The sequence below is a fragment of the Streptomyces sp. NPDC058326 genome, from assembly GCF_042879855.1.
Taxonomy (GTDB): Bacteria; Actinomycetota; Actinomycetes; order Streptomycetales; family Streptomycetaceae; genus Streptomyces.
Map to the genome: position 1 here is coordinate 39,971 of NZ_JBHVZO010000012.1, position 15,157 is coordinate 55,127.

Annotated in this window: 10 protein-coding genes and 1 pseudogene; 5 read left to right on the top strand and 6 right to left on the bottom strand. The window is 72.6% G+C overall.

What is annotated here, in order from left to right:
* The first annotated feature begins 271 nt into the window (after window positions 1-271).
* Window positions 272-1,446, top strand: a pseudogene (locus ACFVYX_RS22015) (glycoside hydrolase family 1 protein).
* Window positions 1,447-1,516: 70 nt separating this feature from the next.
* On the opposite strand, the gene ACFVYX_RS22020 reads toward ACFVYX_RS22015, so the two are convergent.
* The 5 genes from ACFVYX_RS22020 to ACFVYX_RS22040 all read right to left on the bottom strand — a co-directional run bounded on the left by ACFVYX_RS22020 (window position 1,517) and on the right by ACFVYX_RS22040 (window position 8,695).
* Window positions 1,517-2,488 (bottom strand): ABC transporter substrate-binding protein, encoded by a 972-nt coding sequence (locus ACFVYX_RS22020; protein ID WP_389683108.1) that lies wholly within the window; start codon window positions 2,486-2,488, stop codon window positions 1,517-1,519.
* Window position 2,489: 1 nt separating this feature from the next.
* A complete protein-coding gene (locus tag ACFVYX_RS22025) occupies window positions 2,490-4,499 on the bottom strand; it encodes an ABC transporter permease subunit (protein WP_389683109.1) in 2,010 nt (669 codons plus the stop codon).
* Between the two features lie 70 nt (window positions 4,500-4,569).
* Window positions 4,570-5,667, bottom strand: coding sequence for a glycine betaine/L-proline ABC transporter ATP-binding protein (locus ACFVYX_RS22030; RefSeq protein WP_389683110.1), 1,098 nt, complete (start codon window positions 5,665-5,667; stop codon window positions 4,570-4,572).
* A complete protein-coding gene (locus tag ACFVYX_RS22035) occupies window positions 5,664-7,190 on the bottom strand; it encodes a GMC family oxidoreductase (RefSeq protein ID WP_389683111.1) in 1,527 nt (508 codons plus the stop codon). The genes ACFVYX_RS22030 and ACFVYX_RS22035 overlap by 4 nt, the downstream gene beginning before the upstream one ends.
* Window positions 7,187-8,695, bottom strand: a complete 1,509-nt coding sequence (locus ACFVYX_RS22040) for an aldehyde dehydrogenase family protein (protein ID WP_389683303.1) — start codon at window positions 8,693-8,695, stop codon at window positions 7,187-7,189. The genes ACFVYX_RS22035 and ACFVYX_RS22040 overlap by 4 nt, the downstream gene beginning before the upstream one ends.
* A gap of 273 nt (window positions 8,696-8,968) precedes the next feature.
* Here ACFVYX_RS22040 and ACFVYX_RS22045 point away from each other — a divergent pair, with 273 nt between their 5' ends.
* Window positions 8,969-10,930: an acyl-CoA dehydrogenase gene (locus tag ACFVYX_RS22045; RefSeq protein ID WP_389683112.1), complete on the top strand. Its 1,962-nt coding sequence runs from the start codon at window positions 8,969-8,971 to the stop codon at window positions 10,928-10,930.
* 82 nt (window positions 10,931-11,012) lie between these two features.
* Here the strand turns inward: ACFVYX_RS22045 and ACFVYX_RS22050 are convergent, their stop codons facing one another.
* Complete coding sequence (locus ACFVYX_RS22050) at window positions 11,013-12,203, bottom strand: serine hydrolase domain-containing protein (RefSeq protein WP_389683113.1); 1,191 nt, start codon at window positions 12,201-12,203, stop codon at window positions 11,013-11,015.
* A 220-nt stretch (window positions 12,204-12,423) separates the two neighbouring features.
* On the opposite strand from ACFVYX_RS22050, the gene ACFVYX_RS22055 reads away from it, so the two are divergent.
* The 3 genes from ACFVYX_RS22055 (at window position 12,424) to ACFVYX_RS22065 (ending at window position 15,046) form a co-directional block, all read left to right on the top strand.
* Complete coding sequence (locus ACFVYX_RS22055) at window positions 12,424-13,128, top strand: VanZ family protein (RefSeq protein ID WP_389683114.1); 705 nt, start codon at window positions 12,424-12,426, stop codon at window positions 13,126-13,128.
* 147 nt (window positions 13,129-13,275) lie between these two features.
* Window positions 13,276-13,971 (top strand): response regulator transcription factor, encoded by a 696-nt coding sequence (locus ACFVYX_RS22060; protein WP_389683115.1) that lies wholly within the window; start codon window positions 13,276-13,278, stop codon window positions 13,969-13,971.
* Window positions 13,964-15,046, top strand: a complete 1,083-nt coding sequence (locus ACFVYX_RS22065; protein WP_389683116.1) for a sensor histidine kinase — start codon at window positions 13,964-13,966, stop codon at window positions 15,044-15,046. Before ACFVYX_RS22060 ends, ACFVYX_RS22065 begins: the two co-directional genes overlap by 8 nt.
* Window positions 15,047-15,157 lie beyond the last annotated feature (111 nt).

Below are 15,157 nucleotides of genomic sequence, written 5' to 3' on the forward strand. Positions count from 1 at the left end.
GGGGGCCCCCCCCCCCCGCCCGCCCCCGCCCCGGGGCGCCCCCCGGTCTTCTCCTCCCCCTCCCGGTTTGCGGGCCCCGGGGGGGGGCGCCCCCGCCCGGCGCGCCCCGGCCCCGCCCCTCCCCCGCCTCCGTCAAGGAGCCGCCATGACCGCGATCACCGATCCGACGACACGAAGGCGCGTCGGCAACCGCGTCCGCACCACGGGGTCACTCATCTCCCTGGGTGCCCTGCTCGCCACCTCCATCACCCTGCTCACCTCCGCGCCCGCCATGTCCGCGCCCGTCCCGTCCGCCACCGCCCAGTACGACGCGCTCATCGACCTCCTGCCCCCGCACTTCCGCTTCGGTGCCGCCACCTCCGCCTTCCAGATCGAGGGCGCCGCCGACGAGGACGGCCGCACGCCGTCCATCTGGGACACCTTCTGCCGCGTCCCGGGGGCCGTCGACAACGGCGACACCGGTGACGTGGCGTGCGACCACTACCACCGCATGCCCGAGGACGTCGCCCTGCTGGCCTCGCCGGTGATCGCGTCGCCCACTGGACCACCCTCAACGAGCCCTTCTGTTCGGCGGTCCTCGGCCATGTCGAGGGCGTCCACGCCCCCGGAGGCCGTTCCCCGGCCGACGGGGTGAAGGCCGTGCACCACCTGCACCTGGCACACGGCCTCGTGGTCCGGCGGTTGCGTTCCGCCGCCCGCCGCCCGCTCGACCTGGCCGTCACCCATCTCCTCGGCACCAGCCGGGCCGCGACGGACAGCGCCGTCGATCGCGAGGCCGCCCGCCGGGCCGACGCCCTGGGCTTCCGCTTCTACCTCGATCCGATCCTGCGCGGCCGGTACCCCGAGGACCTCGTCGACGACCTGGCCGCCCACGCCGTCGAGATCCCCGTCAGGGACGGCGACCTCGACGTCATCGCCGCCCCCATCGACACCCTGGGTGTCAACTACTACCGCTCGATGCGCACCTCCGGGACCGACGAGCACGGCGCCACCGCCGATGCCCGGGGCGTCCCCGTCACCCGGAACCTGCCGCACGGCGGCCTCCCGGTCACCGGCCTGGGCTGGGAGGTGATGCCGCACGACCTCACCGATCTGCTGCTCCGGGTCTCCCGCGACTACCCCGGCACGCCGATGGTGGTGACCGAGAACGGTACGGCGTACGAGGACCGTCCCGACGCCGGCGGCTTCGTCGAGGACGGCGAGCGGACCGCGTACCTCGCGGCCCATCTGGCCGCCGTGGCCCGCGCCCGGACACTCGGCGCCGATGTGCGCGGCTACTTCGCCTGGTCGCTCCTGGACAACTTCGAATGGGCGTACGGCTACGACAAGCGCTTCGGTCTCGTGCGCGTCGACTACGCCACCCAGAGCCGTACGCCCAAGCGCAGCGCCCTGTGGCTGCGCGACACCGCCCGCCGCGTCCGGGGCGGCGCCTCTGCCGGCGGGTGACGCGGCCGGCGGTACGGAGTGGCGTGCGGCGCGGCGGACCGGGGGGCGCGGCCGGTCCGCCGCAGGTGCGTCAGGACGGGAGCCAGGCCCGCCAGGTGGACTCGTTCTCCTTCACCCAGCGGCCCGCCGCTTCCTCCGGGGACAGCTTCTGCTCCGCGATCATCAGCGCGACGTCGTTCTGCATCTCGGTCGTCCACCGGAACTTCTTCAGGAAGGCGGCGGCGTCACCTCCGCCGTCCGCGAAGCGGGCGTTGAGGAACTTCTGCAGCGGGGTGTGCGGGTAGGCACAGGCCACCTTCTCCGGTTCTGCGTCGCAGCCCTCCTTGTACGCGGGCAGCTTCACCTCCGTCATCGGGACCTTCTCGAACAGCCACTGGGGTTTGTACCAGTAGCTCAGGAACGGCTTCCGCTCCTTGGCGAACTGTTTGATCTGGGTGATCTGCGCCGCCTCCGAGCCCGCGAACACGACGTGGTAGTCGAGGTCCAGGTTGTCCACGAGCGCCTTGTCGTTCGTGACGTAGGACGGGGAGCCGTCGAGGAGCTGGCCCTTGCCGCCGCTCTCCGCGGTGCGGAACGCGTCGGCGTACTTGTTCAGGTTCTTCCAGTCGGTGACGTCCGGGTGCTTCTCGGCGAAGTACGTCGGCACGAACCAGCCGATGTGGCCGGTCACCCCGAGGTCGCCACCCCGGGTGATCGTCCCCTTGTCGTCGATGTACCGCTTCTCCTGCTCCGGGTGGCCCCAGTCCTCCAGGATGGCGTCGACCCGGCCCTGGCTGAGCGCGTCCCACGCGGGTACCTCGTCGATCTGGACGGTGTCCACCCGGTAGCCGAGCTCGTGCTCCAGGAGGTACTGGGCGACGGCGACGTTGGCCTGCGCGCCCACCCAGGACTGGACGGAGAGGGTCACCGTGCGGGAGCTCCTGGCATCGGCGTACGGGGAGGCCTGGCTGGTCATGTCGGCGGCGCCGCAGCCGGCGAGGGCCGTCAGGGCGGCGGCGGCCGCGAGGGCGGCGCCGCCGCGTGCGAAGCGTGAGCGAGTCATCTCAGGCCTCCTTTCCCGCAAGGTCGCGGCGTTCCGTCGGCTGGGTGAGGCGGTCGAGCGTCAGGCCGAGGCAGACGATCGCCGCACCGGCCACGAGACCGGTCGCGAGGTCGCCCTGGGCGAGGCCGAAGACCGCGTCGTAGCCGAGCGCGCCGCCGCCCACGAGGCCGCCGATGACGACGACGGCGAGGACGAGGACCACGCCCTGGTTGACGGCGAGGAGCAGCGCGGGCCGGGCGAGCGGCAGTTGGACCTGGAGGAGCTGCTGCCGTCCGGTCGCGCCGAGCGAGCGGGAGGACTCCATCGCGGCCGGGTCCACCGCGCTGACGCCCTGGGCCGTGATCCGTACGACGGCGGGCAGCGCGTAGACGACGGCGGCGGCGACCGCGGGGGCGCGGCCCACACCGAAGAGGGCGACCACGGGGATCAGGTAGACGAACTGCGGCAACGTCTGGAAGACGTCGAGCACCGGGCGCAGTGCGCGTCCCAGGCGGCTGCGACGGGCCGCGGCGACGCCGAGGGCGACGCCGATCAGCAGGGTCACGGCGACGGCGGCCAGTACCTGCGACAGCGTGTCGAGCGCCGGGTCCCAGACGCCGAGCGCGCCGATCGCGGCCATCGCGAGGACGGCGGTGGCGGCGGTGCGCCAGGTGCCGATGAGCAGGGCGAGTGCTCCGACGGTCAGCAGGACGGCCCACCAGGGCAGCCACTGGAGGCCGTCGCGCAGGGGGTTGAGGATCCAGGTGGTGAACCGTGCGGCCCAGTCGGCGGTGCCGCCGACGAGGGGCACACCGGAGTAGAGGTGGGCGGTCATCCAGTCCACCGTGCCGTTGACGGGTCCGGCGATGTCCACCGTCCACGCGGTGGGCCAGGAGAGCCGGTCGGTCAGGCGGCCCGCCACGGCGACGGCGGCGGTCGCCGCGAGGGCGACGGCCCGGCCGAGCCGGGCCCGGGGGGCCGGAGCCGTGCCGGCGCGCTCGCCGGCCGCGGCGGTGACCCGGTCGAGGACGACGGCGAGCAGCACGATCGGCACGCCGGCGGCGAGCGCGGCTCCGACGTCGACGGAGGCCAGCGCCTGGTAGACACGGTCGCCGAGGCCACCCGCGCCGATGACGGAGGCGATCACGGCCATGCCGAGGGCCATCATGATCGACTGGTTGACGCCGAGCAGCAGCTCCTTGCGGGCCAGGGGAAGCCTGGCCGACAGCAGCCGCTGCCTGCCGGTCGCACCGAGGGAGGCGACGGCCTCCATGACGCCGGCGTCCGCGCCGCGCAGTCCGAGTGCGGTGAGGCGGGCCATGGGCGGGGCGGCGTAGACGACGGTGGCGAGGACGGCGGCGGGCACGCCGATGCCGAAGACGAGGACGACGGGCAGGAGGTACGCGAAGGCCGGCAGCACCTGCATGGTGTCGAGGACCGGTCGCAGGATCCGGTGCATGCGGTCCGAAAGACCGGCGGCCAGGCCGAGGAGCCCTCCGACCAGGACGGACGCGCCGACGGCGACGACCATGAGGGCGAGCGTCTGCATGGTGGGCACCCACATGCCGAGCAGCCCGCACACCGCGAAGGCGGCGACGGATGTCAGCGCGAGCCTGACGCCCGCGACCCGCCAGGCCACGAGCCCGGCGGCGGCGGTGACGCCGGCCCAGCCGAGAGCGAGCAGGACGAGGTACACCGCGCGGACGGAGAGGACGACGACGTTGCTGACGTGGCCGAGGAAGTAGAGGAACAGCGGGTGGCTGTCGCGGTTGTCGATGATCCAGTCGCTGGTGCGGTCGAGCGGTCCTGACAGGTCGACGGCGAGCGACGCGGGCCAGCTGCCGCCGCCCAGGAGCAGGGCGCCGAGGAGGAGCGCGACGGCGGTGACGGCTCCGATGAGCCGGCCGCGGTGGCGCGTGAGCGCGCGGAGCGCACCGGTCTCGGCCTTGACCGCGGTCGTGGTCTTGTCGGCGGTGGTGGTGCCGCCCGCGGTCCTGGGGCCGGGCGGGGCGGGGGTGAGGGTGACGGTCATCGGTCCCACCGCCCGGGGGCGGGGGCACCGGTCGTGCCGCACGGCGGCGGCCAGGTCGTATGGGAGTACATCAGGCCACCGCCTTCCCGGTCGCTGCGGGGACCCCGGCGACGACGCCGAGGAGTGCGGCGTGGTCGACGACGCCGAGGCACCGGCCGTCCTCGACGATCCGCGCGTTGGCTCCCGTGCGGGCGACGGCCTCGATGGCCTCGTGGACGGTGGCGCTCGGGGCGAGCGCGGGGCCGGCCCCTTGTTCGCCGGCGAGCGCGGGGCGCATCGCGGAGCGGACGGTCAGTACCTGTTCGCGCGGCACGTCCCGGACGAAGTCCCGCACGTAGTCGTCGGCGGGGGCGCCCACGATCTCCTCGGGTGTGCCGAGCTGTACGACGCGGCCGTCCCGCATCAGGGCGATGCGGTCGCCGAGTTTCAGTGCCTCGGTGAGGTCGTGGGTGATGAACACCATGGTGCGGCCCTCCTCCTGGTGGAGGCGTACGACCTCTTCCTGCATGTCTCGGCGGATGAGCGGGTCGAGGGCGCTGAACGGCTCGTCGAACAGCAGGACCTCGGGGTCGACGGCGAGCGCGCGGGCCAGTCCGACCCGCTGCTGCTGGCCGCCGGACAGCTGGCTGGGCCTGCGGTGCTCCATGCCGTCCAGACCGACCTTGGTGACGAACTCCGCTGCCCGCTCCCGCCGTTCGGCGCGTCCCACGCCCTGGATCTCGAGGCCGTAGGCGACGTTGTCGAGCACGGTCCGGTGCGGCAGGAGCCCGAAGTGCTGGAAGACCATCGCGGCGCGGTGCCGGCGCAGCTCGCGGAGCCGGCCGGAGTCCATGGACAGCACGTCCTCGCCGTCGATGGTGATCGTGCCCGAGGTCGGTTCGATGAGCCGGGTCAGGCAGCGTACGAGCGTCGACTTGCCCGAGCCGGACAGGCCCATGACGACGAACACCTCGCCCTTGCGGACGTCGAAGGAGACGTCGCGGACGGCGGCGGTGCAGCCCGTGCGTTCGCGCAGTTCGGTGGCGTCGAGGCCGGCGAGCTCCGGGTTGTCGGGCACGCGGTCGGCCTTCGGGCCGAAGACCTTCCACAGGTCGCGTACGGAGAAGACGGGGGACGCCTGGGTCCGCGGCGGATTCGCGGTGTGCGGCGGAGTGTGCGGAGTTGTCATCGGGTCGTGCCTCCCAGCAGGTCGGCGCATTTCTCGCCGACCATGAGGACGCCGATCATGGGGTTGACGGCGGTCATGGTCGGGAAGACGGACGCGTCGGCGATCCGGATGCCGTCGAGCCCCCGGATCCTGAGATCGGGGGTGACGACGGCGAGTTCGTCGTCGGCGGCCCCCATCCGGCAGGTGCCGGCCGGGTGGTAGACAGTGTGGGCGACATGACGGGCGTACGCGCCGAGCTCCTCGTCGGAGGTGACCTCGGGCCCGGGGCACACCTCGCGCTTCAGCCACCCGGCCAGCGGCTCGCTGGCCGCGATCCGCCGGGCCATGCGGATCCCGTCGACGAGGGTGCGGCCGTCGTAGTCGTCCTCGTCGGTGAAGTACCGGAAGTCGAGCGCGGGCTTGTCCTCGGGGTCGGCGCTCGTCAGGTAGAGGCGGCCCCGGCTGCGCGGCTTGGGGATGTTGGGGGTCATCGACACGCCGTGCGCGGGCCGTTCGTAGCCCAGCCGTTCGGGGTTGTCGGTGAAGGGGATCTGGTAGAAGTGGAACATCAGGTCCGGCCCCTCCGACTCCGGGTCCCGGCGGACGAAGAGTCCGGCGTCGGAGTCCATGGCGGAGTTCTCGGGGATCGGGCCGTGCGTCTCCCACACGATGACGGACTCGGGGTGGTCGAGCAGGTTCTCCCCGACGCCCGGCAGGTCGTGCACGACGGGTATGCCGAGCTTCTCCAGGTCGGCTCGCGGCCCGATGCCGGAGTGCAGCAGCAGACGCGGGGTGTCCACGGCGCCCGCGCAGACCAGGACCTCGCGTCGGGCGCGTACGACGTGCTCCGTGCCCTCCTTGGTGCGGATGTGGACGCCGGTGGCGCGGGTGCCTTCGAGTTCCAGGCGGAAGGCCCAGGTCTCCAGGGCGATGTGCAGGTTCGGCCGGTCCAGGAAGGGGTGGAGGTAGGCGACGGAGGCGGACGACCGCTTGTTGTTCTCCGGGTGGTAGGCGAGGTCGAAGAACCCGGCGCCTTCGTGGAAGGGCTGCTTGTTGAAGCCCTCGACGCGCGGGACACCGAGCGCGGTCTGCGCCGCGTCGACGAAGTCGCGGGCGATGGCGTTGCGGTCGGCCTCGTCGACGGGGACGATGTTGTTGCGCAGCCGGGCGAAGTACGGGTCCATGGCCGCCGCGTCCCACCCTTCGGCACCGGCCTCGGCCCACTCGTCCCAGTCGGAGGGGAGGGGCTTGAACGCGATGAGGGTGTTGTGCGAGGAGCAGCCGCCGAGGACCCGCGCGCGGCTGTGACGGATGTACGAGTTGCCCCGGGGCTGCTCGGTGGTGGGGTAGTCGTAGTCGAGTTCGCCGCCGAGCAGGCCCATCCAGCGGCGCAGGGTCAGGACGTCGTCGCGGCCGACGTCGCTGGGGCCGCCCTCGATGACGGCGACGCTGACGTCCGGGTCCTCGGTCAGCCGGGAGGCGATGACGGAGCCCGCCGTGCCGCCGCCGACGACGACGTAGTCGTACACCTGCTGGTCGTTCATGCCTGGTCCTTCTGCGTCTCGCCCGCGAACCAGCGCACGGGGCGCGGGGCGAGGTTCTGGTAGATGTGCTTGGTCTCGCGGTACTCGGCGAGGCCGCTGGGGCCCAGTTCCCGGCCGATGCCGGACTTCCCGAAGCCGCCCCATTCGGCCTGCGGAAGGTAGGGGTGGAAGTCGTTGATCCAGACGGTGCCGTGGCGCAGCCGGGCCGCGACCCGTCGGGCGCGGTCCTCGTCGGAGCTCCACACCGCTCCCGCGAGGCCGTACTCGGTGTCGTTGGCGAGGGTGACGGCCTCTTCCTCGGTGCGGAAGGTCTCCACGGTGAGGACGGGGCCGAAGATCTCCTCGCGGACGACCCTCATGCGGCGGTGACACCGGTCGAGGACCGTGGGCCGGTAGAAGTAGCCGGGGCCCGCGGGCTTCTCGCCGCCGGCCCGCAGGACCGCGCCCTCGCCGAGGGCGGAGGCCACGTACTCCTCGGTCCTGGCGAGCTGGGCGGCGGAGACGAGGGGCCCGCACTCGACGCCCTCGTCGGTGCCGCGTCCGAGCCGGATCCGTCCGGCGCGGTGGGCGAGTTCGGTGACGAAGCGCTCGCGCAGGGACTCCTCGACGATGAGGCGGGAGCCCGCGGAGCAGACCTGGCCGCTGTGGATGAAGGCGGCGTTGAGCGCTTGGTCGACGGCGGTGTCGAACGCCTCGGGCGTGGCGCAGGCGTCGGCGAAGACGACGTTGGGGTTCTTGCCGCCGAGTTCCAGGGCCACCTTCTTGACGCTGTCGGCGGCTGCCCTGGCGACCTTCGTGCCGCTGGCGAGACCGCCCGTGAACGAGACGAGGTCGACGTCGGGGTGCTCGGCGAGCCGGGCGCCGACGGTGTGGCCGGGTCCGGTGACGATGTTGGCGGCGCCGAGCGGCAGTCCGGCCTCCAGGAGGAGTTCGATCAGCGCGACGGTGGTCAGCGGGGTGATCTCGCTGGGCTTGATCACGAAGGTGTTGCCGGCGGCGAGGGCGGGCGCGATCTTCCAACTGGCCTGGAGGAGGGGGTAGTTCCAGGGTGTGATCAGGGCGCAGACGCCGACCGGCTCGTACACGACGACGCTGTGGATGTCCGCCGAACCGGCGTCGACGACCCGTCCGCCGTCATCCTTCTCGACGAGGTCGGCGAAGTAGAGGAAGGCGTCACGGACGCAGTCGACGTCGACGCGGCCCTCTTCCAGCGTCTTGCCCGCGTCCTGGCTCTCCAGGGCACCGATCCGCTCGCGGTCGCGTTCGAGCAGGGCCGCGACGCGTCGCAGCAGGGCGGCCCGGTCGGCGACCGGCGTACGCGGCCAGGCGCCGTCGTCGAACGCGGCTCGCGCCGCGGCCACGGCGTCGTCGGCGTCCTGGGCACCGCCCTCCGCCACGACCGCGAAGGCGGTCGCGTCGACGGGGTCGATGATGTCGCGCGTGTCGCCGGTGAGGGCTGAGCGCCACTCTCCGCCGACATGGATGGTCTGTTGTACTGCGGTCACGTCGTGCACGGCCTTTCGTTCCTTCGAGTCCCCCTGCCGGCAGCACCGGCGGTTCGGCCGCCTGCCCTGGGCCTGGGGATCCATGCGCAATACCTAGCGGAGAGTGCTGTGCCTCACGTCCAGACGGGCAGTAAAGCGCATATATCGGACAGTGCTTCGTGGACTTCCGGGCGGCGTGGGCACCTCGACGGCGCCGCCGCGGCGCAGCATGAGACGTGGGCCACTCGGCCGACATCCCGGGTTGATCCTTTGGCGGCGGGGTAGCGAAGCGGCATGGCCTCCGACAACGCGTCCACCCCTGCGACCGGCTATGTACGGCCCGACATCGACGTCCGGACACTGGCCTCGGTGCTCGACGGCGAGTACGCCGGGATCCGCGGCCTCGTCCGGACCAACCTGGCGACGTACGCCTCCCTCCTCGAAGAGGCCGACGACCTCGGCATCGACGCGTTCCGCGAGCGGGTGCGCGAGGTCGTCGTCGAGATGGCCGCGACGGGCCAGACCGGCATGGGTTTCCCCGAGGCGTACGGCGGAGGCGGCGACGTCGGCGCCTCGATCGCCGCGTTCGAGACGCTGGCCTTCGGTGACCTGTCGGTCCTGGTGAAGGTCGGTGTGCAGTTCGGGCTCTTCGGCGGCGCGATCCTCCACCTGGGCACCGAGCGCCACCACGAGGCCTACCTGCCGGGCCTGATCACCGGGGAGCTGATGGGCTGCTTCGCGATGACGGAGACCGGGCACGGCTCCCATGTGCAGGCGCTCGGTACCGTCGCGCGCTACGACGCCGAGCGCCAGGAGTTCGTCGTCACCACCCCCGGCGACCAGGCACGCAAGGACTACATCGGCAACGCGGCCCGCCACGCCGAACTGGCGGTCGTCTTCGCCCAGCTGGAGGTGGGCGGCAGGTCCGAGGGCGTGCACGCCTTCGTCGTGCCCGTCCGGGTCGGCGGCGAGGTGGCGCCGGGTGTCCGCATCGAGGACGACGGCCGCAAGATGGGTCTCAACGGCGTGGACAACGGCCGCATCTGGTTCGACGGGGTGCGTGTGCCGCGCGAGGCGCTCCTCAACAGGTTCGCCGACGTCAGCCCCGAAGGCGTTTACGAGAGCTCGATCGACAACCCCGACCGGCGCTTCTTCACCATGCTCGGCACGCTCGTGCAGGGCCGGGTCAGCGTCGGCGGCGCCGGGATCAGCGTCGCCAAGGTCGCCCTCGCGGTGGCCACGAAGTACGCCGTGCGGCGGCGGCAGTTCGCGACCGCCCCGGGCGCCGAGGAGCAGGTGCTCCTCGACTACGGCCTGCATCAGCGCCGGCTGCTGCCCCTCATCGCCCGGACGTACGCCCTGCACTTCGCGCAGGACGTGGTGCGTGCCCAGCTGCACGACGTCTTCTCGGGCGCCGGGGAGGACGCGCGGGCGCGGCGGCGGCTCGAGTCACGAGCCGCGGGCCTCAAGGCGCTCGGCACCTGGCACGCCACCCGGGTCGTCCAGGAGTGCCGCGAGGCGTGCGGCGGCGCCGGCTACCTCACCGTCAACCGGTTCGCGGCGCTCAAGAGCGACAGCGACGTCTTCACGACCTTCGAGGGCGACAACCACGTCCTGCTGCAGCTCGTGGCCAAGGGACTGCTCACCGACCACGCGAGCGAGTTCGAGGGCCTCGACCAGCGCGGCATGATCCGCTACGTCACCGGCCTCGCCGTCGAGACGGTGATCGAGCGGACCTCCGCCCACAAGCTGCTCGAACGGGTACGCGATCTGCTGCCCGGCGGCGAGGAGTGGGACCGGGAGGCCGGTCTGCTCGACCCGGAGTACCAGCTCGCCATGGTCCGCTTCCGGGAGGAGCACATGCTCGCCGGCGTGGCCCGCCGGATCAAACGCGGGATCGACCAGAAGCGCGATCCCGGCGTCGTCTTCTCGCAGGTGCAGGACCACGTCATCGCGCTCGCCCGCGCGCACGTCGAGCGGCTGGTGACGGAGGCCTTCGTCGACAGGGTGCGCGCGATGCCCGAGGGCGGAGAGAAGGCGGCGCTCGCCCTGCTGTGCGATCTGTTCGCCCTGTCGACGATCGAGGCGGACCGGGCCTGGTTCATGGAGCACGGCCGGCTGACCGTGCAGCGTTCCAAGGCGATCAGCCGTGAGGTGAACGACCTCTGCCGCAAGGTCCGGCCCCTCGCGGTCGACCTCGTCGACGCGTGGGGCATCCCGCCCGAGCTGCTGCGCGCTCCGGATCTGGTGGGCTGATCCGGCTCGGGCCTTCCCTCCTGGGGACGGGAGCCCGCGGCCCGTACGTACCGGCTGCCTCCCCCGCTCCGCCGAGTCCGCGTCAGCGCCGGAGCAGGGCGCAGACGAAGTCCTCCTGGACGGCGCGGACCTTGGCCAGAAGCTCCGGCTTGAGGCTCTTGCTCGTCTGGGTGCTGATCGAGAACGTGAGGGCCCGTTCGCCGTCCGCGGTGCCGACCGCGAGCTGGGTGTAGCCCGGGAAGTTGCCGGTGTGGCCGTAGACCGTGCCGCACCGTGTCGTGTAGCGGAAGATCGCCAGTCCGCCGGCGTTGACGCCGGGGCCGGCGGGCTCCGAGGCCGCGCCGGGGATGAAGCTCCGCTGCCGGCGGCGGGTCTCCTCCGACAGGAAGCCACGGCCGCCGGCCCAGGCGCGGGCGAAGGCGCTGAGGTCCTCGGGTGTCGAGACGATTCCGCCGGAGGCCCAGACGCCCGACGCGCCGAGGACCTCGCTGATGTCCTCAGGCGGGGCGGGCGGCGTCACGTCGTAACCGTGCAGATACGGTCTCGGCAGCCGGTGGCCCTGGGGCAGGCTGGTCTCCCTCAGGTCGAGCGGCCGGTACACGAGCTTGTCGAGCAGCCGTTCGTACGGCTCTCCCGTGACCGCCTCGGCCATCAGCGCGACGGCGATGTTGTCGGAGTTCGAGTAGTGGTACTGCGAGCCGGGCGGGAAGCGCAGGCCCTCGTCGGCGATGAAGTCGAGCAGTCGCCGGGAGTCGAACCGATGCCGGGGGTCCGCCCGGACGATCTCGACGAACGACGGCGCCGTCGAGAAGTCGGGCAGTCCGCTGGTGTGGGCGAGGAGCTGGCGCAGCGTCACCTGGTGCCACGCCGCCGGCAGGGACGGCAGGCGCTCGCCGATCGTGTCGTCGAGGTCCAGCTTGTGCCGGTCCACCAGGCGCAGGGCGACCGCTCCGCTGAAGGCCTTGGCGACGCTCGCGATCCGCATGTGGTCGGTCGTACGGGGCGGGCGCCCGGTGCTCGTGTCGGCGACGCCCGCCCGGTGGGCCACCGTCCGGTCGCCCAGCCGCATGAGGGCGATCACTCCGGGCGGTCCACCGGGCGTACGGACGAGGTCGTCCAACTGCTTCCGCAGGGCCTTGTCCGGGGCCGGGGGCGTGCCGGTGGCCTGGACGGGCTGGACCAGGACGGCGAGCGCCGCGGACGCGGCCAGGACGGCGAGGGACAGACGCGGACGTACGCGCGAGCGGGAGCGGACTCCAGAACGTGCCGGCACAGGGGCTCCTTCACGGTGACACGGGCGGGCGGGTCCCCCTGTCCAAGGGGTCCGCACCAGCATCGGCCGCACCGCGGTCACCCGCCTTTCCGCTGCTCCAAGCGGCCCAGGGGCGGGGATGCGGTGGCGCGGTGGTGCGGTGGTGCGGTGGTGCGGTGTATCGCGGGCGTATCGAGAACCGCATACGTCACCGCAACGGCTCTCCGGCTCTCATGGGTGCATGAACGACTACGCATCCCTGTCGGATCCGCCCCGCCGCGCGCGCGGGATCGTCCTCATCGGCCTGGCGGTCCTCGGCGTGGCGGGCGCCCTGTTCGTCCTCCGGAGGCCGCTGATGATGGCCGCTCCGAGGTGCGCGGCCGGGCGGTGGCACGGCTGCTACGACACGTTCAACGGTGTGGTGCTCATGACGCTTGTCACGATCCCGGCGGCCGTGCTGGTGGCGTGGGCTCTGGCGCGCCGGCGGCGCGCCGCCGGTGTCGCGTCGGCGTGGCGGACGTCGCTGGCCGAGGTGGGCATGGTCCACGGGACGGTGCCGTTCCTGTGGCTGACGATGATGCCGGGAGGCGGGGCCGGCGTCGTGCCCGCCCGGGTGAGCCTGGTACCGCTGCGGGACCTGGTCACGATGGGTCCCCTCGGGGTCGGCGGCAACCTGCTGGTCTTCGCGTCGCTGGGGTTCTTCGCCCCGATGCGGTTCGCGGCGCTCGCGTCGCTGCCGCGGGTCCTGGCGCTCGGGGCGGGCTGCTCGATCCTGGTGGAGACGGCACAGTACGTCCTGCGTCTCGACCGGGTGTCCTCGGTGGACGACGTGCTGGTCAACGCCGCCGGCGCCGTGCTGGCCGCGCTGGCGTCGCGCCGCTGGTGGCGCACCACGGCGGAGACGCCGTCGGACCGGCTTCGCCCGGTGCCGGCGCGGGTGGGCTGAGCGGCGCCGGACCGGCGGGGCGAGGAGCGGCGCCGGAGCGGCCTCTGCCCCGTCCCGGCCCCGCGCCGGCGGGCCGGGTCGCGTGTCCGGTGTGCGCACGTCTTGTTGCATACGTCGGCGATATGTCGTGCTGCTTAGGCTTCGGTCATGCGCGTACTGATCGTGGAGGACGAGCCGTACCTGGCCGAAGCCGTCCGGGACGGCCTGAGGCTCGAGGCGATCGCCGCCGACATCGCCGGCGACGGCGACTCCGCCCTGGAACTGCTCAGCGTCAACTCCTACGACCTCGCGGTCCTCGACCGCGACATCCCCGGCCCCTCGGGCGACGAGGTCGCCCGGCGCATCGTCGCGTCCGGCAGCGGCATCCCGATCCTCATGCTCACCGCCGCCGACCGGATCGACGACAAGGCCTCCGGTTTCGGGCTCGGGGCCGACGACTACCTCACCAAGCCGTTCGAACTGCGGGAGCTCGTCCTGCGGCTGAGGGCGCTCGACCGCAGACGCGCGTACGCCCGGCCCCCGGTCCGCGAGATCGCGGGCCTGCGGCTGGACCCCTTCCGACGGGAGGTCTTCCGCGACGGACGCTACGTCGCGCTCACCCGTAAACAGTTCGCCGTCCTCGACGTCCTCGTCGCCGCCGAGGGCGGGGTGGTCAGCGCCGAGGAGCTGCTCGAACGGGCCTGGGACGAGAACGCCGACCCTCTCACCAACGCCGTGCGCATCACCGTCTCCGCGCTGCGCAAACGGCTGGGCGAACCATGGATCATCGCGACGGTGCCCGGCGTCGGCTACCGGATCGGCATCGACCCCGCCACCACCCGTCCCGGCGGCCCCCGTGCGTAGACGGTCAGGGCTCAGCGCCCGGCTGAGACTCGCCCTCAGCTACGCCGGGTTCCTCGCCGTCGCCGGAGCTCTCATGCTGGCCGTGGTGTGGGTGTTCCTGCTCCGCTACGTCCCCGACAACTCGCAGGGTCTCCTCTGGACCTCGCCCAACCGCTTCCTCCTCGTGCGCACCTTCGCGCCCGCCGCTGCCGTGGCGATGGGGTTCCTGCTCGTGTTCGGCCTCGTCGGGGGCTGGATCCTCGCCGGGCGGATGCTCGCGCCGCTCACCCGGATCACGAGCGCGGCGCGGACGGCCGGGAGCGGATCGTTGTCCCACCGGATCCGTATGGAAGGCCGCCAGGACGAATTCCGGGAACTCGCCGACGCGTTCGACACCATGCTCGAACAGCTCGAGTCGCATGTCGCCGAGCAGCAGAGGTTCGCCGCGAACGCCTCCCATGAACTGCGCACCCCGCTGGCGATCTCGCGGGCGCTTCTCGACGTCGCCCGCAAGGACCCCACACGGGACCGGGGCGAACTCCTCGAACGCCTGCACGTCGTCAATACGAGGGCGATCGACCTCACCGAGGCCCTTCTGCTGCTCAGCCGTGGCGACCGCGGGCACTTCAGCCGCGAGAGCGTCGACCTCTCCCTCATCGCCGAGGAGGCCGCCGAGACGCTGCTTCCCCTGGCCGAGCGGCGCCGGATCACGCTCGACGTCACCGGCGGGGCGGCCCGGACCGGCGGATCCGCGGAGCTCCTGCTGCGGATGGTGACGAACCTCGTCCAGAACGCCCTCGTCCACAACCTCCCCGCGGGCGGCACCGTGACCGTCCACACCGAGGCGCACGGTGCCACGAGCTCGCTGCGGGTCGAGAACACGGGACCTCGGCTCCCACCGGAGCTGGTACCGACCCTCACCGAACCCTTCCGGCGCGGCACGGAGCGCGTCCGTACCGGCGAGCACGCGGGCGTCGGCCTGGGCCTGGCCATCGTCAGCAGCATCGTCCGCGCCCACGACGGGACCCTCGACCTCCTCCCCCGCCCCGGCGGCGGCCTCGTCGTCACGGTCCGGCTTCCCGGCGCGACGGCGTAGGCCTCGGCCGGGCCGGCGGAGGCGATACTGATCCTGACCGTCGTCCCGCCACCGAGTCGGCTCCGGACGGCCCCGGCCCGGCCGGCGGGGACGTACCCATGTCGATGTCTC

Coding starts and splice junctions, on each gene's coding strand:
- ACFVYX_RS22020 (WP_389683108.1), bottom strand. CDS start 2,488: ATGACTCGCTCACGCTTCGCACGCGGCGGCGCCGCCCTCGCGGCCGCC.
- ACFVYX_RS22025 (WP_389683109.1), bottom strand. CDS start 4,499: ATGACCGTCACCCTCACCCCCGCCCCGCCCGGCCCCAGGACCGCGGGC.
- ACFVYX_RS22030 (WP_389683110.1), bottom strand. CDS start 5,667: ATGACAACTCCGCACACTCCGCCGCACACCGCGAATCCGCCGCGGACC.
- ACFVYX_RS22035 (WP_389683111.1), bottom strand. CDS start 7,190: ATGAACGACCAGCAGGTGTACGACTACGTCGTCGTCGGCGGCGGCACG.
- ACFVYX_RS22045 (WP_389683112.1), top strand. CDS start 8,969: ATGGCCTCCGACAACGCGTCCACCCCTGCGACCGGCTATGTACGGCCC.
- ACFVYX_RS22055 (WP_389683114.1), top strand. CDS start 12,424: ATGAACGACTACGCATCCCTGTCGGATCCGCCCCGCCGCGCGCGCGGG.
- ACFVYX_RS22060 (WP_389683115.1), top strand. CDS start 13,276: ATGCGCGTACTGATCGTGGAGGACGAGCCGTACCTGGCCGAAGCCGTC.